Origin of the sequence: Mesorhizobium erdmanii USDA 3471 (genome assembly GCF_000472705.1) — a bacterium.
Lineage (GTDB): Bacteria > Pseudomonadota > Alphaproteobacteria > Rhizobiales > Rhizobiaceae > Mesorhizobium > Mesorhizobium erdmanii.
Window position 1 is genome coordinate 388,702 of the sequence record NZ_AXAE01000011.1, and the last position, 21,413, is coordinate 410,114.

22 protein-coding genes and 1 tRNA gene are annotated in these 21,413 nt (G+C 62.8%); 13 read left to right on the forward strand and 10 right to left on the reverse strand.

Features of this window, described 5'->3' with window-relative positions; genetic code table 11:
- Positions 1 to 20 precede the first annotated feature (20 nt).
- On the reverse strand, positions 21 to 281 hold the full coding sequence (locus A3AU_RS0107020) for a hypothetical protein (protein ID WP_027052165.1): 261 nt from the start codon (positions 279 to 281) through the stop codon (positions 21 to 23).
- Positions 282 to 513: 232 nt separating this feature from the next.
- On the opposite strand from A3AU_RS0107020, the gene A3AU_RS0107025 reads away from it, so the two are divergent.
- Positions 514 to 588 (forward strand) — tRNA-Asn (locus tag A3AU_RS0107025).
- 286 nt (positions 589 to 874) lie between these two features.
- Positions 875 to 1,426: a hypothetical protein gene (locus A3AU_RS0107030; protein WP_027052166.1), complete on the forward strand. Its 552-nt coding sequence runs from the start codon at positions 875 to 877 to the stop codon at positions 1,424 to 1,426.
- A 1,685-nt stretch (positions 1,427 to 3,111) separates the two neighbouring features.
- Here the strand turns inward: A3AU_RS0107030 and A3AU_RS1000000138820 are convergent.
- Positions 3,112 to 3,492, reverse strand: a complete 381-nt coding sequence (locus tag A3AU_RS1000000138820; protein ID WP_154674533.1) for a hypothetical protein — start codon at positions 3,490 to 3,492, stop codon at positions 3,112 to 3,114.
- Positions 3,493 to 3,935: 443 nt separating this feature from the next.
- On the opposite strand from A3AU_RS1000000138820, the gene A3AU_RS0107055 reads away from it, so the two are divergent.
- Positions 3,936 to 4,229: a hypothetical protein gene (locus tag A3AU_RS0107055; RefSeq protein ID WP_032916953.1), complete on the forward strand. Its 294-nt coding sequence runs from the start codon at positions 3,936 to 3,938 to the stop codon at positions 4,227 to 4,229.
- A gap of 128 nt (positions 4,230 to 4,357) precedes the next feature.
- Positions 4,358 to 4,789 (forward strand): cupin domain-containing protein, encoded by a 432-nt coding sequence (locus A3AU_RS0107060; RefSeq protein ID WP_027052171.1) that lies wholly within the window; start codon positions 4,358 to 4,360, stop codon positions 4,787 to 4,789.
- 78 nt (positions 4,790 to 4,867) lie between these two features.
- Here the strand turns inward: A3AU_RS0107060 and A3AU_RS0107065 are convergent, their stop codons facing one another.
- Complete coding sequence (locus A3AU_RS0107065) at positions 4,868 to 5,323, reverse strand: carboxymuconolactone decarboxylase family protein (RefSeq protein ID WP_027052172.1); 456 nt, start codon at positions 5,321 to 5,323, stop codon at positions 4,868 to 4,870.
- A gap of 263 nt (positions 5,324 to 5,586) precedes the next feature.
- Between A3AU_RS0107065 and A3AU_RS0107070 the strand changes: the two genes are divergently transcribed.
- The 3 genes from A3AU_RS0107070 (at position 5,587) to A3AU_RS0107080 (ending at position 7,383) form a co-directional block, all read left to right on the forward strand.
- Positions 5,587 to 6,345 carry a copper homeostasis protein CutC gene (locus tag A3AU_RS0107070; RefSeq protein WP_027052173.1) on the forward strand — a complete coding sequence of 253 codons (759 nt, stop codon included), beginning with the start codon at positions 5,587 to 5,589 and terminating at the stop codon, positions 6,343 to 6,345.
- On the forward strand, positions 6,342 to 6,830 hold the full coding sequence (locus A3AU_RS0107075) for a GNAT family N-acetyltransferase (RefSeq protein ID WP_027052174.1): 489 nt from the start codon (positions 6,342 to 6,344) through the stop codon (positions 6,828 to 6,830). The genes A3AU_RS0107070 and A3AU_RS0107075 overlap by 4 nt, the downstream gene beginning before the upstream one ends.
- 67 nt (positions 6,831 to 6,897) lie before the next feature.
- Positions 6,898 to 7,383 (forward strand): SRPBCC family protein, encoded by a 486-nt coding sequence (locus A3AU_RS0107080; protein WP_027052175.1) that lies wholly within the window; start codon positions 6,898 to 6,900, stop codon positions 7,381 to 7,383.
- A gap of 1 nt (position 7,384) precedes the next feature.
- Here the strand turns inward: A3AU_RS0107080 and A3AU_RS0107085 are convergent, their stop codons facing one another.
- The 4 genes from A3AU_RS0107085 to A3AU_RS0107100 form a co-directional block, all read right to left on the reverse strand.
- Positions 7,385 to 8,407, reverse strand: a complete 1,023-nt coding sequence (locus A3AU_RS0107085; protein ID WP_027052176.1) for an acyltransferase family protein — start codon at positions 8,405 to 8,407, stop codon at positions 7,385 to 7,387.
- 245 nt (positions 8,408 to 8,652) lie between these two features.
- Positions 8,653 to 9,450, reverse strand: coding sequence for an FAD binding domain-containing protein (locus tag A3AU_RS0107090; RefSeq protein ID WP_027052177.1), 798 nt, complete (start codon positions 9,448 to 9,450; stop codon positions 8,653 to 8,655).
- Positions 9,451 to 9,462: 12 nt separating this feature from the next.
- Positions 9,463 to 11,811, reverse strand: coding sequence for a xanthine dehydrogenase family protein molybdopterin-binding subunit (locus A3AU_RS0107095; RefSeq protein WP_027052178.1), 2,349 nt, complete (start codon positions 11,809 to 11,811; stop codon positions 9,463 to 9,465).
- 112 nt (positions 11,812 to 11,923) lie between these two features.
- On the reverse strand, positions 11,924 to 12,424 hold the full coding sequence (locus A3AU_RS0107100) for a (2Fe-2S)-binding protein (protein WP_027052179.1): 501 nt from the start codon (positions 12,422 to 12,424) through the stop codon (positions 11,924 to 11,926).
- 314 nt (positions 12,425 to 12,738) lie between these two features.
- Between A3AU_RS0107100 and A3AU_RS0107105 the strand changes: the two genes are divergently transcribed.
- Both A3AU_RS0107105 and A3AU_RS0107110 read left to right on the forward strand, forming a co-directional pair.
- Complete coding sequence (locus tag A3AU_RS0107105; protein ID WP_027052180.1) at positions 12,739 to 13,875, forward strand: FIST signal transduction protein; 1,137 nt, start codon at positions 12,739 to 12,741, stop codon at positions 13,873 to 13,875.
- 1 nt (position 13,876) lies between these two features.
- Entirely contained in the window at positions 13,877 to 15,217 is a 1,341-nt protein-coding gene (locus A3AU_RS0107110) for a hybrid sensor histidine kinase/response regulator (protein ID WP_027052181.1), read from the forward strand.
- Positions 15,218 to 15,253: 36 nt separating this feature from the next.
- Here A3AU_RS0107110 and A3AU_RS0107115 read toward each other — a convergent pair whose 3' ends face one another.
- Positions 15,254 to 15,937 (reverse strand): response regulator, encoded by a 684-nt coding sequence (locus tag A3AU_RS0107115; protein ID WP_027052182.1) that lies wholly within the window; start codon positions 15,935 to 15,937, stop codon positions 15,254 to 15,256.
- 229 nt (positions 15,938 to 16,166) lie between these two features.
- Here A3AU_RS0107115 and A3AU_RS0107120 point away from each other — a divergent pair, with 229 nt between their 5' ends.
- Together A3AU_RS0107120 and maiA are read left to right on the forward strand one after the other, a co-directional pair.
- Positions 16,167 to 16,859, forward strand: a complete 693-nt coding sequence (locus A3AU_RS0107120; protein WP_027052183.1) for a fumarylacetoacetate hydrolase family protein — start codon at positions 16,167 to 16,169, stop codon at positions 16,857 to 16,859.
- A gap of 7 nt (positions 16,860 to 16,866) precedes the next feature.
- On the forward strand, positions 16,867 to 17,517 hold the full coding sequence (gene maiA, locus A3AU_RS0107125; RefSeq protein WP_027052184.1) for a maleylacetoacetate isomerase: 651 nt from the start codon (positions 16,867 to 16,869) through the stop codon (positions 17,515 to 17,517).
- A 5-nt stretch (positions 17,518 to 17,522) separates the two neighbouring features.
- On the opposite strand, the gene A3AU_RS0107130 is transcribed toward maiA, so the two are convergent.
- Positions 17,523 to 18,767 (reverse strand): MFS transporter, encoded by a 1,245-nt coding sequence (locus tag A3AU_RS0107130; protein WP_027052185.1) that lies wholly within the window; start codon positions 18,765 to 18,767, stop codon positions 17,523 to 17,525.
- A gap of 99 nt (positions 18,768 to 18,866) precedes the next feature.
- Between A3AU_RS0107130 and A3AU_RS0107135 the strand changes: the two genes are divergently transcribed.
- Entirely contained in the window at positions 18,867 to 19,328 is a 462-nt protein-coding gene (locus A3AU_RS0107135; protein WP_027052186.1) for a winged helix-turn-helix transcriptional regulator, read from the forward strand.
- 108 nt (positions 19,329 to 19,436) lie between these two features.
- The gene (locus A3AU_RS0107140) at positions 19,437 to 20,477 is read left to right on the forward strand and encodes a zinc-dependent alcohol dehydrogenase family protein (RefSeq protein ID WP_027052187.1); all 1,041 of its coding nucleotides are present in this window, start codon (positions 19,437 to 19,439) and stop codon (positions 20,475 to 20,477) included.
- Between the two features lie 21 nt (positions 20,478 to 20,498).
- Here the strand turns inward: A3AU_RS0107140 and A3AU_RS0107145 are convergent, their stop codons facing one another.
- The gene (locus tag A3AU_RS0107145) at positions 20,499 to 21,362 is read right to left on the reverse strand and encodes a DMT family transporter (protein ID WP_027052188.1); all 864 of its coding nucleotides are present in this window, start codon (positions 21,360 to 21,362) and stop codon (positions 20,499 to 20,501) included.
- Positions 21,363 to 21,413 lie beyond the last annotated feature (51 nt).

A 21,413-nucleotide genomic window follows, 5' to 3' on the forward strand; every position in this document is an offset into this window, starting at 1 on the left:
GTCGACTTGATGCCTGTCGCTCAATCCGGCCGGCGTCGCCGCTCCCACCAGACGACGAAGCGGCGCCGGTGGCGGCGTACCATGGCGAATTCATAGGAGAGCACCAGCAATCCGATCGGGATCATCCAGAAGCCGAGAATTGGCAGGAAACCGAGAATACCGCCGATGGTCAAAAGGATGCCGATGGTGATTCTGAGGCCGCGCGACTGCGGCATGGTGAACTCGCGCCCGAAAATCGAGATCTTTCGGGCCGGAGTCCGGTTTTCGTCTGCTGCCGTCATCGCCAATGGCTGCCTGTGTGGTCGCTTCTCTGGTCGTTCGAAAATATCATTTTACGAAAGCCGCGACCGCCCTTTTCGGTTCCGCGCCCGTCGCCAGGACGGCTAATATGAGGGCGGACGCCACCGATTGCGAGAAACCGCGCGAAAAAGTCTCGGAAAAAAGCGAAATGCTGCTTTGCAAAGCCGAAAGGTGTTTGCTATAGGCTGCGCCACTTGCTCAAAGAGCCTCCGTTCCCCGGTAGCTCAGTGGTAGAGCAACCGGCTGTTAACCGGTTGGTCGCTGGTTCGAATCCGGCCCGGGGAGCCAAATATTTCCAAGCACTTACCGAAAATGCAAAATTGCCGATTTTGGCGATAGGTACGGTATAGGTACGCAACTCGACTTCGCTAGGCCTTGATCACACGGGGCTCGCTAAGGAGAGAAACGAGCATGGAACGCTTATCTGACGATCTGATTTGCCTTCAGTGGAAGCGGCCTCGATGGAATTGGCGCGCCGGCGCGCCAGCTTGGACGCTTCGCCTTGCCGAAAGTTTGGCGATCGGCGTCGTGATCGGTGTAGGCTTAGCGGTCGGAATTGTTCTGGCGAGATGAGATGACTAATCCCGTCGGCCTCAAGCAGGTATCGGCAAGGCTGTGGGAGATGCCTCAGCCCCTGGGGCATTTTGCTGGCGAACTGCTGAAACGCGGCAGATCCTACTACCAAGCCTTTCAGATCATTGCCGAGCGCCACGACGTAGGCCTCAGTTATCCGGCCTATTTCCTACTCGCCCATGCTGTGGAGGTCATCCTCAAATCGTACCTAGCCTTCAAAGGCGTCTCGAAGCTGGACCTGCGCCGCAAGCCTTTCGGTCACGACATCGACTATATTTTCTCGGAATGCGAGCGACGGGGGCTTGTCATCACCGACCAGTTGATGAAGCCGCTGGCCGAGGGGCTCGGCCATATAAATCAAGATTATGACCTCCGATATCCAACTGGCTTCAACCTGTCGATCGCGGGGCCAAAGCATTACATCCCTCCGGTCGACGCCTTGATTGCCGTTATCGCACCAGTCGTCGAACAGGCCGCCATAATGGCTGACCTTCAGTTTGCCGCTGACACGCGGCATCTTCGCGGCAAGGGCAAGATCCGATGGAGCGATTAATAGGTCCCCGGTAGCCTTGCCTTGGCCGCCGCCCACTGAACGCGGCGATATTTAAGAAGATGCGAAACAAAGCCCCTCCTGCGGCGTTTGACGCTCGTGCAATTGGAGAGGTTTGATAATGGACCCGGGAACCGCAGCAGTGATGGTTATGCTGTCGTGCAACTCCTCGCTGTGTCGGCCTATGAATTCACCGCCGGTACCCTACTCGTCCATGGACGATTGCCAGACGGCTCTCGCGGCGCGGTTGGCGCCATGGCCGAACGGCGAGATGGTTGGCCGATGCACAGCAGTCGACATGGCGGAGACTGGCTCGATCCCCGAGGGGTATGCGGCTGTTCAGGTCACGCGGGGCGTCGGCGCCAATGCTGCCACTATCACTTATTTCGTGCCTCACGGGAAATAGGAAAGGCCCGGAAGCCGAAGCCGCCGGGCCTTATCGTTTCCGATATTCAATGCTTGGTGGCCGACATCGCTTCCAGCAAATCCCAAGCCGAGTCTCTGTTGCGGTGCTTGCCGGGTATGCGGACCCAACATTGCTTACATGACACGCTGCCTTGAAGCGAAAGGCTTTGCTGTATGGCTTTCAAAAACATGCGCAACGAAGGCAGAGGAAGACAAAGCTCTCGCGGACCGGGCGGCCGGCCAGTTTCCAACTTGGGCTGTTGCAATGGCTCAGCAAGCCCACGCCCCTGTTGGCGGAGGGACGCGGGCCGATCGAGATACCCCCCTCGATCTTCGGCAAGGATCACTGCCGCAAGACAGGACTAATGTTCCGTCTCATTATTGAAATTTGTCCGGAGTGATTGGCAGCGGCCGGCGCGCCATCAGTTCGGGAACTTCCTGGCGCTGGCGACGTTCGCTCGCATGGCTCTCGTTACCGGCGTTGCATCTGCACTGGTGATTCTGTCTGTGGTGCTGCTCTTCACGCACGCAGCCCGTGACCTTCAGAGCTCACCTATCTATCATCGGATCCGCCGCCGACTGCGTTGAGCGGTTTAGGGCTTCCGTGATCACGCCATACCTACGTAGCGTCGAATCGGTGATGTTGGTTGTGCGGCGGACCTGGTGTTCGCTCGGCCGGCGCCTTGCTCATAGCCCACCCAGCTCCCAACTTGGTGCCGGCCACCTTTCACCCGAGCGTCGCTTTAAACCTTACAAATCTGTATGTGGTCGATTGAGCCCACGCTGGGTTAGGAATGCCGCTGGCAGCGAAAATGTCCCCGCTGCCCGGTGGGACACCCTACATTTCCCGCTAATGGCCCGCTGCCTCCCCCAAGATCCGCCCTGGCAGCGGGCCTAGCGCCTGAACGTCGGCTTCCAGTCCTGATTCCGTGCCCGCTGAATGCCCTCGCAGTCAGGAATGACGGTGAAGTGCACCGAACGCCGATCGCGGCCGGCGGCCTTGCAATCCGAGCAGGTGAAGAGCCCGACCAAATCCTGGTGCATCGAGCCATGAGCAGGCCCAAGCCTGTCGATCAGCGCCTGAACCTGGCCATTGGCGATCTCCGTATGAGGAGCTCGCCGCAAAGGGGGATTATATTCCTCGCCCCGATCTCAATAGCAAAGTCTGTCCAGGCAAGCTGGGTCGGAATGTGAGTGTGCGACGGCTTATGGGCAAGTCGCACCCCCCTATCGGCCTTGGCGTTAGCACTGGGATCGCACTGGCCGGTTAAGCCGCACCTGTATCAGTCGTCACCGCCGCCACCGCCGCCGCCACCGCCGCCATCACCGCCGCCACCGCCGCCATCACCGCCGCCGCCGTTGCCGCCGTTGCCGCCGCTCCCACCACCAGCATGCTCGCCGCTCTGATGGTCGCCGCTCTCGCCGCTATCATCACCGGATTTATCACCCTGGTTGTCACCACCCTTTTGCTGGCCGGCGGTCGCGCTATCGTCACCCTGGTGGCCTGTGCTGGCGGTTTCGACCGCATCATCATCGTTCTGGTCGCCGGTAGTCATTGTCGCTGTACCAGCGTGATCGGACACCTGGCTTGCAAAGGCGTTCGCGGCCATGAAAATTCCCAGCGCACCGAGAGAAGTCGCTAACAGCAAGGGGAGCTTTTTCATCGTTTTCTCCAATGTCGGCTTGCCAGCCACAGTGACTGATTCCGGCTTTATCGTTCCGGGCACATTACGGCGCGCTTAAACGCAAAGGAGCAATTTTAGAGACTGCTAATTTTCTCGGTCGAGACTTTACCGATTTCGCATCCATGGACTCGGCCTTGGAGTGGAAGCGTTCTTCCCCTCGGGGAAGCCTCGCCTGATGGCCTAGTTCGGCGAGTTCGGCAGGAGGCTCAGGCAGCGTTCCTATCGCGTCGCTGGTTCGAATCCGGCCCGGGAGCCAATATTTCCAAGCGTCCGAAAGTTTCGGTTGAACAGGCTCGAAATGTCGGCGCGTGTTGGCTCGCTGTATCGTGACAGCGCGACCATTGCCGAACCGCATCGCAAGATGCGAACTTCCCAACCAGATGTTTCGTTGGGAAGCCATCATGCTCGTCTGCAAGACCGTAATGCCCATATGCAGGATTGTGCTCTGTGCGGCAGCGATCACGATTGCTGCGGTAAGCTTGGCCAATGCTCGGCCGGACACGCGCAATATGACCTGCGCGCAGACCCAGGCGCTGATCCAGACGCAGCATGCAGCGGTGCTGGCCACCGGGCCGAACACCTATGATCGCTACATCAGACAATTCGGCAACGAGTGCGACGTCCCTTACGTGCCGATGGTAGCCTATGTTCCGACCAGAGACGGTCAATGCATGGTCTACCAATGCGAGGAGCCCTCGCCTCAGGTTGGGTACTGATTGGCGGGTTCACCTCGCAAATCCCGAACGGATTGGCGTTTTCCAAGCTGGAAGTATCCACCCGCACCTCGTGGTGCTTGCGCGCGCACTACCGGCGCGCGATAGATGCGTCGGTTCAGGGAGGACTCATGCGCAAAATCCTGATATCGGCACTGCTAGCCGCGGCGGCGCTTCACGCGAATTGCGCCCTGGCGCTCGACAGCAACAGCACGCCCGTCGTCGTGACGCCGCTGGCGTCACGCACGACCACCGCTTCCGGCCAGCCTATCACGCTGCCGCAGAAGAACGTGCAGGTGCTGGTGTCGACCTATGACATCGCGGTGGGCGCGACCTTGCCGGTGCACCGCCACCCGTTCCCGCGCTACGCCTATGTCGAGGCCGGAACGCTGAAGGTCACCAATGTCGAGACCGGCAACAGCAACACCTACAAGACAGGCGATTTCATCATCGAAATGATCGGGCAGTGGCATCAGGCCACCAACATCGGCGATGGCCCGGTCAAGCTCCTGGTCATCGACCAGGTCGAGGAAGGCGCCAAGAATACGGAGTTGCGCCAGTAACCGCCTACGCTCCGAAAGCGGGAAGGCAATTCCGCCCGCCTTCCTTGCTGATGCAAACGGCACCTGCCCCGAGTGCACTCAGCCCCAGGTCCCGACCATCTGCCGTGTCGTCGCGTTCAGCCGGTTGAATGCGTTGATCAGGGCGATCTGGATGACCAAAACGGCAAGCGCCTTTTCGTCATAGTGCCGGGCGGCTTCCTGCCAGATATCGTCCGGCACCGCGTCCGGGCGATCAGCGAGCCTGGTGCCGGCCTCGGCCAGCGCCCGGGCTGCCCGCTCGGCCTCGGTGAAGTATGGCGTCTCGCGCCATGCCGCGAGCGCAAAGATGCGCTCGTCCTTCTCGCCGGCCGCCTTCAGTTCACGCGCATGCATGTCGACGCAGAGGGCACAGCTGTTGATCTGGCTGGCGCGCAGATGGATGAGCTTGCGCGTCACATAAGGCACGTCGGCCGCCTCCGTCGACTTGTCCAGCGCCAGCAGCGCCTGCAGGGCGCCGGGGATCAGCATCACCGGATTCTTGATTCTCGCTTGCATCGTCTTTCTCCTTTCGAGGGCGTGTTTTGCCGCGCCCGTATGCAGTGCATCCAGGTTTTCAGCCGATGGAATTGTCGGCTGCCGCCCGGCCACCAAGTGCCAATCAATAACCATATGGCTATGGTTTATCTCATAACCATGCAGTTATAAGACTGTCAAGCCGCGAAATGCCGCCTGGTCCAAATGGCGGGGCACCGTTCACGCTTTCGCGCCAGCCGCCCGGGTGCTAGGGCTGTCCGAAATATCATGAACTGGATCGCCCCTTGACCACACAAACCCACCCGCCGCTGATCGAAATCTGTGTCGAAGGCATTGATGGCCTGCTCGCCGCGCAGGCTGCCGGCGCCGACCGGGTCGAACTGTGCGCCAGCCTGGTCGAAGGCGGCATCACGCCGAGTCTCGGCACGGTGCGCGCCGCACTGGACCAGGCTACCGTGCCGTTTCATGTCATGGTGCGGCCGCGCGGCGGCGATTTTCTCTACAGCGAAACCGAATACCGCTCGATGCTCGCCGACGTCGCGGCGCTCAGAGATCTCGGCGTGCCCGGCGTCGTGTTTGGCTGCCTGAACGCCGACGGCACTATCGACGAGAAGCGCATGGGCGAACTGACGGAGGCCGCCGGCCCCCTGAACGTCACCTGCCATCGCGCCTTCGACATGACGCGCGATCCCAAGGAGGCGCTGGAAGCACTGATCCGCTGCAAGGTCGGCCGCGTGCTGACCAGCGGCCAGCGCGACACCGCCATCGAAGGCCTGCCGTTGCTGGCGGACCTGGTTCGCCAGGCCGGCGACCGCATCGTCATCCTCGGCTGCGGCGGGCTCGATCTCGCCAACATCGCCGAGGTGCACGAAAAGACCGGACTGGCCGAAATGCATTTCGCCGCGCTGAAGGACGTGCCGAGCGCCATGCGCTACCGCAATCCCAAGGTCGGCATGGGCGGCTCCGATCTCGATCGCGAATACCGCAACACATTGACCGACACCTCGCAAGTGGCGGCAACGATCGCTGCGGCCAAGGCATGACCTCATCGATCGACCATATCTCGCAAGGCGACGAAGCGGACATATTGGCGCTCAATAACGAACATGCCGCTGAATTGTCGTGGCTCGAAGCCGAACGGCTGTCGTACCTGCTTGGTGAAGCATTCTATGCGCGCCGCATCGGCGATCTCGAAGCCTTCATCATGACTTTCGACCAGGAAGCGAATTACGACAGCCCGAACTTCATCTGGTTCCGCGAGCGTTACACCAGCTTCATCTATGTCGACCGTGTCGTCGTCGCCGCGCATGCACGGGGCCGGGGGCATGCGCGCCGGCTTTATCAGGACCTGTTCGAGCAGGCAGTGCGCGCCGGCCACACGCTGGTGACCTGCGAGGTCAACGTCGATCCGCCCAATCCCGCCTCGGATGCCTTCCACGCGGCGCTTGGCTTCGCCGAAGTCGGCGACGCGGTGATCCATGGCGGCAAGAAAGCGGTGCGCTATTACGTCAAGCAGCTCGTTGCCTGACTCTGTGGTGCTGGCCACATCGAGAAGCCATGTCTAATATACGGTTCCGCCATCCGGAGGAACCGCGATGCCAAGCAACGTCTTCCGCTTCGACGAGAGCTGGCAGATTCCCGAAGGCACGCCACGGCAAGTCTGGGACGTGATCGCCGACGCCGAACTGCTGCCGCTGTGGTGGGGCGACGTCTACAAGGAAGTGGTGCCGCTCGACCGCAAGGGCAAGGCGTCGGTCGGTTCGCGCGCAAGGGCGCGGGCGCGCGGCGCCCTGCCCTATGAGCTGAACTTCATCATCGAGGCCGCCGAACTCGACCCCGGCCGGCTGGTCGTGGTGAAGACCTTTGGCGACTTCGACGGGCTGTGGCGGGCCGAACTGTCGCCGTCGGGCACCGGCACCCATGTGCAGCTGACCTGGCAGGTCACGGTCGAGAGGCCGATCCTCAAATTCCTCGCGCCGCTGTTGCGGCCGGCTTTCGCCTGGAACCATCGCTGGACAACGCCACGCGGCGAGGCCGGCCTGCGCCGCTACCTTGTCGAGCAAAAGGGCCGGTCGGCTTAGTTTACCAGTTGCGGTTGAGCCATTCGCGCGCCGGCCGCTCGACGAGGTAGTAGCTGCAGAGCGCGCAGGCAAAGACGGCAGCCAGCATCGGCCACGGGTTGCTGCCTTGCTCATAGACGAATTTGTAGAACGGCTGCTGCCACAGATAGAGCGAGTATGACCACAGGCCCAACGTCGCCATCGGCCAGGACGACAGCAGATTGGAAAGAATCGGTGTGCTGAAATCGAGCGCGTTGACGGCCAGCGCCAACAGCGGCACCGCCAAGAGATAGTGGATCGGCGTCGGTACGGGATCCATGAACAGGAGGACCGCGCCAGTAGCCGCTGCCAGGGCGACATAGGGCCCCTTCAACACCGCCGGCAGCCGGCCCTCGGCCTTGAGCAGGCAGATCGAAACCGACAGCAGGATCGAGGCGATGTGCACGTCGGTGCGCCAGTAAGTGGCCTCATAGTCCAGCTTGAACACCCAGTAGGACACCGCCCCGTTGGCCATGGCGAGCAACGCCAGCGCCAGCAGCAGCGGAATGACGCGGTTGCGGCTGGTGACGGTGGCGCTGATCAGCGCCAGGATCACATAGGCATGTTCCTCGACGCAGAGCGACCAGATATGATCTAGCGCCCCGGCGCGCGTGACGAGAATGCCGGCGTAATTGTAGGTGAAAGTCAGAGCTGTCAGTGCCGCCTTCCACTTGAAGGCGATGAACGTGCCGGAGAGCGCCATCATGGCAATGACGACGAAAACCAGAAGTGCCGGGTAAATGCGCGAGAAACGGCGCTTGAAGAACTTCTTCAGCGGATAGCGTTCGATAAACAGGATTTCGGCCATCAGCCGGCCGGAGAGGACGAAGAAGAACTCGACGCCCAGCACGCCGAGATTGATTCCCTGAACGGGGAAAAAATGGCCGATCAGCACCAGGGCGATCGACAGGCCGCGCCAGCCATCGAGATAAGCCAGTCGTGTCCTGGCTGGTCTGTCGGCGACGGCTCGGGACGGAACCATACCGGTCGCGGAAATTTCGGACATGCCGATCCTTTCGCATTGGTTATGCGAAAGGATCGGCGATACACATCCGAACCAGGCTCGCATGCCCGCCCCAATCCATACTGCAGTGCAATATAGATTTGTGCAAGTGCGAGATTGCCGTTATGGCGCGCTGCGGCAATTTCATCGGGAACTGGGTGGCGTCGGGTGGCCACGGACGAAAAAGGGGCCGCGACGGCCCCTTTCCTTATCCTCGGCGGCTCGTGAAGCGCCGAATCTCGCCAGTTTCAGGCGTTGGCAGCTGCCACCGCGCGCTTCGCCATGACCGCGATCAGACTGGCGCGGTAGTCTGATGAAGCGTGGATGTCGCTCATCAGGTTCTTCGCCGGCACTTTCACGCCATTGAGCGAGGCAGCGTCGAACGTCTTCGCCAGCGCCGCCTCGATCTCCTTCGAGCGGAAGACGCCATCATCCCCGGCGCCGGTCACGGCAACGCTGACACCATCCTTGCCCTTGACCACGAACACACCGACGATCGCGTAGCGCGAGGCCGGGTTGCGGAATTTTTCGTACGCAGCCTTTGCCGGCGCGGTGAAGGACACTGCCGTGACGATCTCGCCATCCTTCAATGCCGTTTCGAACAGTCCCTTGAAGAATTTGTCGGCCGTGATCTCACGCTTGTTGGTGACGATGGTCGCGCCCAGCGCCAGCAGCGCGGCCGGATAATCCGCTGCCGGATCGTTGTTGGCGATCGAGCCGCCGATCGTGCCCTTGTGGCGCACCGCCGGATCCCCGATCAGCGACGCCAGATGGGCAAGCGCCGGACAGGCTTTTTGCAGCTTCTGGTCGTTAGCGACATCATAGTGGGTGGTGGCGGCGCCGATGGTGACCGTCTTGCCGGATACCTTGACGCCTTGCAGATCCTTGATGCGCGACAAATCAACGAGATCGGACGGGGCGGCCAGCCGCGTCTTCATGGCAGGGATGAGTGTCATGCCGCCGGAGAGCAGCTTGGCGTCGCCGTTTTTCACGAGCTTCGCGGCATCCGCGACCGACGCGGCACGGTGATAATTGACCGAGTACATGGCTGTTCCCCCTCAATGCTTGGCGGCGCGGATCGCGGCCCACACGGTGGACGGCGAGGCCGGCATGGCGATATCGGCAATGCCGATGGCGTCGGTGATGGCGTTGATGACCGCCGGCGGCGAACCGATGGCGCCGGCCTCGCCGCAGCCCTTGATCCCCAACGGATTGCCCGGGCACGGCGTGTTCGAGGTAGAGACCTTGAACGACGGCAGGTCGCCAGCCCGCGGCATGGTATAATCCATGTAGCTCGCCGTCAGCAGCTGGCCGCTTGCATCGTAATGGGCGCCTTCCAGAAGCGCCTGACCGATCCCTTGCGCGATGCCGCCATGCACCTGGCCCTCGACGATCATCGGATTGATGATGTTGCCGAAATCGTCGGCCGCCACGAACTGGACGATCTCGGTCGTTCCGGTCTCCGGATCGATCTCGACCTCACAGATGTAGCAGCCCGCCGGGAATGTGAAGTTCGACGGATCGTAGAAGGCCGTCTCCTTTAAGCCCGGCTCCATGCCTGCCGGCAGATTGTGGGCGGTATAGGCGGCCAGCGCCACCTGGAACCACGGCACGTTCTTGTCGGTACCGGCGACCTTGAGGGCGCCGTTCTCGATGACGATGTCGCCTTCGTCGGCCTCGAGAAGGTGAGCCGCGATCTTCTTGGCCTTGGCCTCGACCTTGTCGAGCGCCTTCGATATCGCCGACATGCCGACCGCGCCCGAGCGCGAACCGTAGGTGCCCATGCCCATCTGCACCTTGTCGGTGTCGCCATGGACGATCGAAACCGAATCGATCGGCACCCCAAACCGCTGGTTGACCAGTTGCGCGAAGGTCGTCTCGTGGCCCTGGCCGTGGCTATGCGAGCCCGTCAGCACCTCGATCGTGCCGACGGCATTGACCCGCACTTCGGCCGATTCCCACAGGCCGACGCCGGCGCCGAGCGAGCCGACCGCCGCCGACGGCGCGATGCCGCAGGCCTCGATGTAGCAGCTCATGCCGATGCCGCGCAGCTTGCCCTGCTTTGCCGCCGCGGCCTTGCGCTTGGCAAAGCCGGCATAGTCCGACACGTTCATGGCGGCGTCGAGAGAGGCGCCATAGTCGCCGGCGTCATAGTTCATGATCACCGGGGTCTGGTGCGGGAACGTGGTGATGAAATTCTTGCGCCGCAACTCAGCCGGCGACACGCCGAGTTCCCGCGCCGCTGCTTCCATCGTGCGTTCAAGCAGGTAGGTCGCCTCCGGCCGCCCTGCCCCGCGATAGGCATCGACGGGTGCCGTGTTGGTGTAGACTGTCCGCACATTGGCGTGGATGGTGGGAATGTCGTACTGGCCCGACAAAAGCGTCGCGTAGAGATAGGTCGGCACGCAGGACGAGAACAGCGACATGTAGGCGCCGAGATTGGCGATCGTGTCGACCTTGAAACCGGTGATCCTGTTGTTCGTGTCGAAAGCCATTTCCACGGTCGAGACATGATCGCGGCCATGCGCGTCGGTGAGGAAGCTCTCGGTGCGGTCGGCGACCCATTTGACCGGCACGCCGGTCTTCTTGGAGGCCCACAGGCAGACGATCTCTTCCGGATAGATGTAGATCTTGGACCCAAAACCGCCGCCTACGTCAGGCGCGATGACGCGCAGCTTGTTTTCCGGCGCGACATTATAGAAGGCGCTCATCACCAATCGCGCGACATGCGGATTCTGCGATGTCGTCCAGCAGGTGTAGTGATCGTCGGCCTTGTCGTAATGGCCAAGCGCGGCGCGCGGCTCCATGGCGTTCGGCACCAGCCGGTTGTTGACGATCTTCATGCGAGTGACATGCGCCGCTGCCTTGATGGCGGCGTCGGTCGCCTTGGCATCGCCGATCTCCCAGTCGAAGATCAGATTGTTGTCGGCCTCGGGATGGATCTGCGGCGCGCCCTTTTCGAGCGCCTTGGTGGCCTCGACGACGGCCTTCAACTCCTTGTAGGTGATCTCGACCGCCTCGGCCGCGTCGCGCGCCTGGCCCTTGGTCTCGGCGACGACGATGACTACGGCGTCGCCGACATAGCGCACCTTGTCGAAGGCCAGCGGCGACCAGGCACCCATCTTCATCGGCGAACCGTCCTTGGAATGGATCATCCAGCCGCAGATGAGATTGCCGATGCCGTCCGCCTTGAGCTCCTTGCCGGTCAGGACACCGATGACGCCCGGCATGGCTTGCGCCTTCTTGACGTCGATCTTCTTGATCTGCGCATGCGCGTGCGGGCTGCGCACGAAGGCCGCATGCTTCATGCCGGGAACCACCATGTCGTCGACATAGCGGCCGGCGCCGGTGATGAACCTTTTGTCTTCCTTGCGCGCGACCCGAGCGCCAACACCTTCAATACCCATAAGAAATTCCTCCCGAGATTGTAGGGGAGTAGGTGAGTAAAGCAGTACGGCAGTGGGGAAAAATGGCTCTCTTTCCCTACTGCCCTACTGCCTTACTGCCCTACCGCCTCGTTCACGCAGCCTGTTTCGCCTTGCCCTTCGACGCCTTCGCCATCGTCTTCGATGCGGCGAGGATCGCCTTGACGATGTTGTGGTAGCCGGTGCAGCGGCAGATGTTGCCTTCCAGTTCGGCCCGCACCGTCGCCTCGTCGAGGCCTTCGGGATGGCGGCTGATCATGTCGGTTGCGGTCATGATCATGCCCGGCGTGCAGAACCCGCATTGCAGGCCGTGATGTTCCTTGAAGGCTGCCTGCACTGGATGCAGATCGGCGCCGTTGGCGAGACCCTCGATCGTCACTACGCTCGAGCCGGACGCCTGGACCGCAAGCATGGTGCAGGACTTGACCGCCTTGCCGTCGACATGGACCACGCAGGCCCCGCATTGCGAGGTATCGCACCCGACATGAGTGCCTGTAAGGCCGAGGTTATCGCGCAGGAAATGGACCAGAAGCGTTCGATCCTCGGCAACGCCGCTGACTCGCCTCCCGTTCACCATCAAAGAAACGTCCGACATGGTCCCTCCCTGGGTATCAACCTTGGTCATCACCTGCCGACGCGCCGCTGGCACTTCGGCCATGCGTTATTCGTACACCGCACAACGCGCAAAAAACAGCGCGACGGAAAAGGCCGATCATTGTACTTTCGGTCATGGCCCGGGCCGGAGGTGCATTCCCCCTCGCCCCATTGCCAAAACGCCGATTGGAAGCAACAATATCCTTCGACGCCCGCGCGCAAGAAGCTTGAAAAAAACAACGCGCATAAAGACAGCGTCGGAGGAAATGCGGGAGAACGCCGCTGACCAGTTCACGGACGCGCTACGCATGCGGCTTGTCGGCGCTGACCACGGATGAGCCCGATCCGGATATTTTCGCGCGCGCGGTGGCCTCGGAGGCTGCCGCGATCGACGCCGGCTTTGCCTTGCTGTTCTTTTCCCAGCGCCTCGTCGAGGCCGGCGCCCTGTCGCGGGCGCTCTCGGCCCACGCGCCGGGGCTCCACCATGCCGGCTGCTCCACCGCGGGCGAGATTACGCCGCAAGGGCTCGAGGAAGGCCATATGCTGGCCATGCTGCTGCCCTCGGCGTCGTTCACCGCCGTCAGCGCCATGGTCGACAATCTGTCCTCGTCGGGCATGGACAGGATCACCGGCGAGGTCGAGGCCTTGCGGCGCACACTGCGCGGCCGGCGCGGCGGCGAGCAGACCAGCAACACCTTCGCGCTCTGCTTCATCGACGGGCTGTCCTATGCCGAGGAAGCGGTCAGCTCCGCCATTCACTGGGGTCTTGACGACATACCCTTGCTCGGCGGCTCGGCCGGCGACGATCTGAAATTCGAGACGACGCGCCTGATCTCGAATGGCAGGGTCACCTCGGACAGCGCCATCATCGTGCTGATATCGACGGAAATTCCGTTCCATGTCTTCAAGACCGACAATTTCGTTCCGACCGACGAAAAGCTGGTGGTGACGGCGTCCGATGCCGATCACCGCATCGTGCGCGAGTTCAACGCCACCAACGCGGCCGAGGAATATGCCGCCTCCGTCGGCATCGTCCCGCAGACCCTGACGCCGCTGAGCTTCGCCTCGCATCCGGTGGTCGTGAAGGTGGGCGGTGAATATTACTGCCGCTCGATCCAGAGGATGCACGCCGATGGCTCACTGTCGTTCTTCTGCGCCATCGACGACGGTGTCGTGCTGTCGATCGCCCAGCCCAAGGACATGGTGGAATCGACGCGCGCCGCCCTGCGCGAGGTCGAGGAGAGGCTGGGCGGCATTGACCTGATCCTCGGCTTCGACTGCGTGCTGCGCCGGCTTGATGCGCGCAACCGGCAGGTCTTCCGCGACATTTCGGAACTCTACCGGGTCAACAACGTCGTCGGTTTCGGCACTTATGGCGAGCAGTACCGGTCGATGCATTTGAACCAGACCTTCACCGGCATCGCCTTCGGCGAACGGCAGGCGGCGGAATAAGATGCCGCTCAAGGACATAAACGACCTCGAAAAGCTGAAGAGGATCAACGCCGCTTTGGTCAGCCGCGTCGAGCGGTCCATGGACCAGCAGGGCAATGCATTCTCGCTGTTCCAGACCGCGATCTCGCTTGAAAACCGCGTGCGCACGCGCACCGAGGAGCTGCATTCGACGCTGCGTCGACTGGAACAGTCCAACATCGACCTCAGCGCGGCCAAGGAAAATGCCGAGCTGGCGAACCTTTCCAAGACAAGGTTCCTCGCCGCCGCCAGCCATGACGTGCTGCAGCCGTTGAACGCGGCCCACCTCTCCGTCTCGGCACTGGCCGAGGTGCAGACCAGCGACGAAGGCAGGAAGCTGGTGCGGCAGGTCGAGCGTTCGCTGGAAACGATGGAGGACCTGCTGCGCACCTTGCTCGACATCTCCAAGCTCGATGCCGGCGTGGTGCAGCCTGACATCGGCGATGTCAGCCTGGAGGCGCTGTTCTCGTCGCTGCGCTCGGATTTCCAGCCCGTGGCGGAAATGAAAGGATTGTCGCTGAAATTCCGACCGGTCAATGCCGTGGTCCGCTCCGACCGGACGCTGCTGCGCCGCATTTTGCAGAACATCCTCTCCAACGCGCTGGGCTATACCCGCTCGGGTGGCGTTCTTGTCGGCACAAGGCATCGCGGCGACACCATCCGCATCGATGTCGCCGACACGGGCTGCGGCATTCCCGACGACCAGCGCGAGGCGGTGTTCGAGGAGTTCCATCGCGGCACCTTGCCTGCCAATGCCGAACTCGATGGCGGCGGTCTTGGCCTCGGCCTTGCCATTGTCCGCCGCATGGCCGGCGCGCTCGGACATCCCGTGACCTTCTCGTCGAAGGTCGGGCGCGGCACGATCTTCCACATCGACGTCCCGGTCGGCATAGGTGCCCCCGCCGACGCCATCGCCAGCGCCACCAGCCTGGAGCGGTCGCGCGGCTACGGCCTGTTCGGCACCAGGGTGCTGCTGGTCGAGAACGACATCGAAGTGCTGGAGGCGATGACCTTCCTGCTCGAGCGCTGGCAGTGCCTGGTGCGGTCCGCAACCTCGACCGCCGATGCGCTGGGCCTGCTCGGCGACACCGACTGGGTGCCCGACATAGTCATTGCCGACCAGCATCTCGACGGCGGCGACCTCGGCACCGCCACCATATCGGAGGTCCGCGACTATCTCGGCCGCGCCGTGCCTGCGCTGATCGTCACCGCCGACAGTTCCGAAGCTGTCGCCAAGGCAGCCCGCGCTGGCGGCATCGAACTTATGCGCAAACCGCTGAAGCCGGCGCAGCTCAGAGCGCTGTTGGCGCACTTGCTGGCTTGAGCTCCATGGCCCCCTCATGATGAGAAGGCCAAGAGATCAAAACCCTGCCTGATCGCGAAACAGCTCCGCATTGTCGAGCTTCGACACCTCGATCACCGCCTGCGTGCGGCTATACACGTTGAGCTTGCGCAATATCTCCGAGACATGTGCCTTCACCGTCGTCTCGCCGACCTGCAACTCGTAGGCGATCTGCTTGTTGAGCAGGCCTTGGCGAAGCATCTGCAATACGCGCAGCTGCTGCGGCGTCAGCTTGGACAGGCGTTGGACCATGTCGGCGCGGTCGATGCTGTCGGCGTCCGCCGGCTGGCCTTCATAAGTTTCCGGCACATAGATAGCGCCGTCCATCACCGAGCGGATGGCGGCGGCCAGATCGCTCTTGCGCACCGATTTCGGGATGAAGCCGGCGGCGCCGTAGGACAGCGCCTCGGAAATGATCCTCGGCTCCTCATGGCCAGAGACGATCACCACCGGCAGGCGCGGATAACGGGTCCTCAGTTGCAGCAGCCCGTCGAAGCCGTGCACGTCGGGCATCGACAGGTCGAGCAGCGCAAGGTCGAACGGCTTGGCGTCGGCCAGCAGATCGAGTGCCTCGGCGATCGAGCGCGCCTCGACCGTATCGACTTCGGGATAGGCCATCTGCACGGCGCTGTGCAGCGCCTCGCGAAACAGCGGATGATCGTCGATGATCAGGAACCGGGCGCTATCGTTGGCTGCTGTCATGTGGCTCGTCCCGGTTTACCGGCCACACCATAGTCCCGCGACCATGGCCGGATTATTGGCAAATAGTCTATCGCCAGTCGATAGGATGCAGCACTGCAAAAGCAATGCGAACCCTGAATTTCTTATACAGCGCCGGCAAGGCCGTGCTTTATGACAAGCGATGCCTTGCCCGCCCCCCGAAATCGGTCGAAGGTGCCGCCATCATCCCGATATCCAGTGCAGAGACGCCATGACCGCCTTCGTCCTTCCCGTGCCGCCAACGCCTTCCGTCGCCATTAGCGGGTCGGCCGAGCGTTTTGCCGTGCGGCGCATTTTCTGCGTCGGCCGCAACTATGCGGCGCACGCGCGCGAGTTCGGCAACGATGAACGCGATCCCCCCTTCTTCTTCACCAAGCCGGCCGATGCCGTCGTTGATTCCGGCACGGAGATCCCCTACCCGCCGCTGACCGAAAACCTGCATTTCGAGATCGAACTCGTGGTCGCGATCGGGACGGCCGGCGTTCGCGTTGCCCGCGACAAGGCGCTGGATCATGTCTGGGGCTATGGCGTCGGCATCGACCTGACCCGCCGCGACCTGCAGGATGCAGCCAAGAAGGCGGCGCGACCGTGGGACTGGTCGAAGGCGTTCGACCGTTCCGCGCCTTGCGGTCCGCTTGTTCCGGCGCAGAAATCCGGACACCCGACGAAGGGGCGCATCTGGCTCGCCGTCGACGGCAAGGTCCGGCAGGACGCCGATCTCGCCGAACTGATCTGGCCAATTGCCGATATCGTCTCGATCTGCAGCGAGGGCGTCGAATTGCAGGCCGGCGACCTGATCTTCACCGGCACACCGGCCGGCGTTGGCGCGGTCAGGCCGGGCGAAACGATATCAGGCGGCGTCGACGGCATCGGCACGATCGAAGTGACCATCGGCCAGCCGTAGTGACCGCATGAGCGACATCGTCCTGCACAATTACTATCGCTCCTCCACCTCCTACAGGGCGCGGATCGCGCTGGAGATGAAAGGACTGAGCTACACCTATGTGCCGCATCATTTGCGCCATGGCGAGCACCTGGAACCGGCCTTTCTCGCGGTCAATCCGCAAGGACTGGTGCCGGCATTGGTGCTCGACGACGGCACGGTTTTGACGCAGTCGCTGGCGATCATCGAATACCTCGATGAGACTCAGCCCGCGCCGCCCCTCCTGCCGAAGGACGCACTTGGCCGGGCGCGTGTGAGGATGCTGGCGCAGATGATCGCCTGCGACATCCACCCGGTGAACAATCTGCGCGTGCTGACCTCGCTGCGCACCTTGTTCGGCGCCGGCGACCAGGACATCAAAAACTGGTTCCGCCACTGGGTGAACCAAGGTTTTCAGCCGTTGGAGAAGATTCTGGCGTCCTCGCCTCAGACCGGAACATTCTGCCATGGCGAGGCACCGGGCCTCGCCGACATCTGCCTGGCGGCGCAGATCGCCAGCAACGCCCGCTTCGGCGTCGACCTGGCGCCCTACCCGACGATCACCCGCATCAACGCCGCCTGCATGGCGCTGCCAGCCTTCCAGAAGGCCGCGCCGCAGAACCAGATCGACGCGGAGTAAGGCACCTACTGACCCAAGCGCAGCGTCAACGCCCAGACCAGCAACGCCAGTATGCCAATACCGGCGCCCAGCATACAGACGCCGCTCCAGCCGAAAACGCCATAGGCCATGGTCGAGGCGATCGAGCCGAGCGCGCTGCCGAGCGAATAGAAGATCATATAGCCGCCGACCAGGCGGCTACGCGCGTCCGGACGGCGGGCGAAAATCAGGCTCTGGTTGGTGACATGAATGGCCTGGATCGCCAGATCCAGCATGACGATGCCGGCGACGAGCAGCCATAGCGAGGAGCCCATGAAGGCGATCGGCAGCCAGGCCGCGATCATCAGAAGCAGGGCGAGGCCGGTGACCAATTGGCCGCGCCCGCGGTCGACGAGACCGCCCGTCCAGCGCGCGCCCAGCGCGCCGGCGACACCGGCAAGGCCGAACAGCCCGATTTCGGTATGCGAAAGCGAAAATGGCGCCGCGCTCAGCGGCAGCACCATCGGCGCCCACAGCACATTGAAGGTGGCGAAGATCAGCATGGCGAGCACGGCGCGTACGCGCAGCAACGGCTCCTGCACGAACAGCAGCAACACTGAGCCGAGCAGGCGCGGATAGAATGTGCGCGGCCGCTCCGCCTCGTGGCGCGGCAGCATGAAATAGAGAACCACCGACATGGCGAGCGTCAGCGCCGCCGAGACGAGATAGACCCAGCGCCAGCCGGCGAAATCGGCGACGACGCCGGCGACGAAGCGGGCAAGCAGAATGCCTGTTATGACGCCGCTGGTGACGGTGCCAACCGCCCGCCCGCGTTGCGACGGCACGGCAAGATCGGCGGCGTAAGCCACCAGCACCTGCACCACCGCGGCGAGCAGACCGACGATGGCGAGACTGGCCAGCAGCATCGCGGCGTTCGGCGCGATCCCGACCGCGATCAGCGCCACGGTGGAGAGGACCGCCTGCCCGGCGATCAGCTTGCGCCGGTCGAACAGATCGCCGAGCGGTACGATGAAGAACAGGCCCAGCGCGTAACCGATCTGCGTGACCGTCACCACGATGCCGACCGAGGCCGGTGCGATGGCGAAATCATGCGCCATCGCGTCGAGCAGCGGATGGGCGAAATAGACATTGGCGACGCTCAGGCCACAGGCGATGGCGAAGACCAGCGTGGTCAGTCCCGACAGTCCAGGTGGTGACGGCGCTGTGGCCTGTGACGGCTCATTCGACCGCTCTGCCTCCGTTGCCGCGCTGTTGGTCACCCACATATTCATGTTCGCCTCCAAAAATGGTTTCAAATTGAAACCTCTTGCTGGATAGACAGAACAGTTTTATGTTGCAACCAGAATGATTGATCTGGACCAACGATTGCCATGGTGAAACGGACGAGCCACCACGAAGCGGATTGCTTCATCGCGCGGCCGCTGGACGCGATCGGCGACTGGTGGTCGCTGCTCATCGTGCGCGACGCATTCGATGGCTTGCGACGTTTCGGCGAGTTCCAGAAGAGCCTTGGCGTCGCCAAGAACATCCTGTCGGCTCGGCTGCGCAATCTGGTCGCGCATGGCATACTGGAAACGGTTCCCGCGCCCGACGGCAGCGCACACCATGAATATGTGCTGACGCAAAAGGGGCGCGGCCTGTTCTATGTCCTGGTTGCCTTGCGCCAGTGGGGCGAGACCTATTTCTCCGGGCCGGGCGAGCCTTACACCTTCATGGTCGACACTGAGAGCGGCCGGCCGATCAGGCGCCTGGAGGTGCATGCCGAGGACGGGCGGCTGCTCGTTCCCGGCGACACAAGGCTCGCCGATTTCCGCAACCGGGAAAACAGCTGACCGCCCCGCTGGTTCGGCGGGCTGCCGTCTGGCGGAATCGATTTCCGCTTGACCGGCCAGGGAATCGGCTATCGTTTCGCTACATTGGCGTAGAGGGTGGAGTAATCGATGAAAGCCGTCGTCTTCGAGAAGTTCGGTGAAGCGCCGACGATCCAGACTGTTCCCGACCCCAAGCCGGCCGCCGATGGCGTCGTCATCAAGGTCGAGGCGACGGGCCTGTGCCGCAGCGACTGGCATGGCTGGATGGGCCATGATGACGGCATCACGCTGCCGCATGTTCCGGGACATGAGTTAGCGGGCATCGTCGTCGCCGCCGGCAAGCAGGTGAGCCGCTGGAAGGCCGGCGACCGCGTGACGGTACCGTTTGCCGTCGGCTGCGGCCGCTGCTTCGAATGCACGTCGGGCAATCATCAGGTGTGCGAGCACCAGACGCAGCCGGGCTTCACCGGCTGGGGCTCGTTCGCCGAATATGTCGGCATCGAGCATGCCGACACCAATCTGGTGCGCCTGCCGGAAGACATGGAATACGCTACCGCCGCCAGTCTCGGCTGCCGTTTCGTCACCTCGTTTCGCGCCATCGTCGACCAGGGCCGGGTGACGCCGGGCGAATGGGTGGCGGTGCATGGCTGCGGCGGCGTCGGCCTGTCGGCGATCATGATCGCCAGTTCGATGGGCGCCAATGTCATCGCCATCGATCTCACCGAAGAGAAGCTGGAATTCGCCAGAAAGATCGGCGCGGTGGCGACCATCAACGCGTCCACCACGCCGAATGTGGTCAAGGCGGTCAAGCAGATCACCAATGGCGGCGCGCATATGTCGATGGACGCGCTCGGCCATCCCACTACCTCGTTCAACTCGATCGCCAATCTGCGCCGGCGCGGCCGCCATGTGCAGGTCGGCCTCATGCTGGGCGAACATGCCCGCCCGCAGGTGCCGATGGACAAGGTCATCGCCTTCGAGCTCGAAATCCTCGGCAGCCACGGCATGCAGGCCTACCGCTACCAGGCGATGATGGACATGATCCACAACGGCAAGCTCAAGCCGGAATTGCTGGTCGGCAAGAAGATCAGCCTCGACGAGGCGCCGGCTGCCTTGATGGCGATGGGCGGGTTTGAGGGGATTGGCATTGGGGTGGTGACGAAGTTCTGAGCGTGAGAGCGCGGCTCCTGCCTAGCGCGCAAACTTCTTCGCTCCGAACACGCAGGCCACCACGCCCAGCGTGACGACCACCATCATCGGGCTGACCTGTTCGTGCAGCAGCGTCGCGGCCAGCGCCAGGCCGAAGAACGGCTGCAGCAGTTGCAACTGACCGACGGCGGCAATCCCGCCTTGCGCCAGGCCGCGATACCAGAAGACGAAACCGATCAGCATCGAGAACAGCGAGACATAGGCAAGACCAACCCAGGCGTGGGCGCCGACCGCGGCAAACGACGGCGGCAGCGTCGCGACAGTCAGCACCAGCATGATCGGCAGCGACAGCGTCAGCGCCCAGCAGATCACCTGCCAGCCGCCCAGCCTGCGCGACAGCGCGGCGCCCTCGGCATAGCCCAGGCCGCAGACGACGATGGCACCCAGCATCAGGCCATCGCCGACCGGCGAAGCGGTCACGCCCTGCATCAGGGCAAAACCCGCCACGAGCGCGCTGCCGATGCACGAAAACAGCCAGAACGCCGGTCTTGGCCGCTCGCCGCCGCGCAGCACGCCGAAGATCGCGGTTGCCAGCGGCAGCAGCCCGACGAAGATGATCGAGTGGGCTGACGTGACGTGCTTGAGCGCCAACGCGGTCAGCAGGGGAAAGCCGACCACCACGCCAAGCGCCACGATCACCAGCGACAAGAGATCGCCACGTTCCGGACGTTTCTGCCGGAACAGGAGCAGCACCACCAGGCCAAGCAGCCCGGCAATCGCGGCGCGTGCCGATGTCACGAAGGTCGGGTCGAAATCCATGACCGCCACGCGCGTCGCCGGCAGCGAGCCCGAGAAGATCAACACGCCGATGAATCCGTTCAGCCAGCCGCTCGCGGTCTTGTCCATCCCAGGCTCCATGTCTTTCGCCCTTTATCGGGCGGATGCCATGGCGCGACC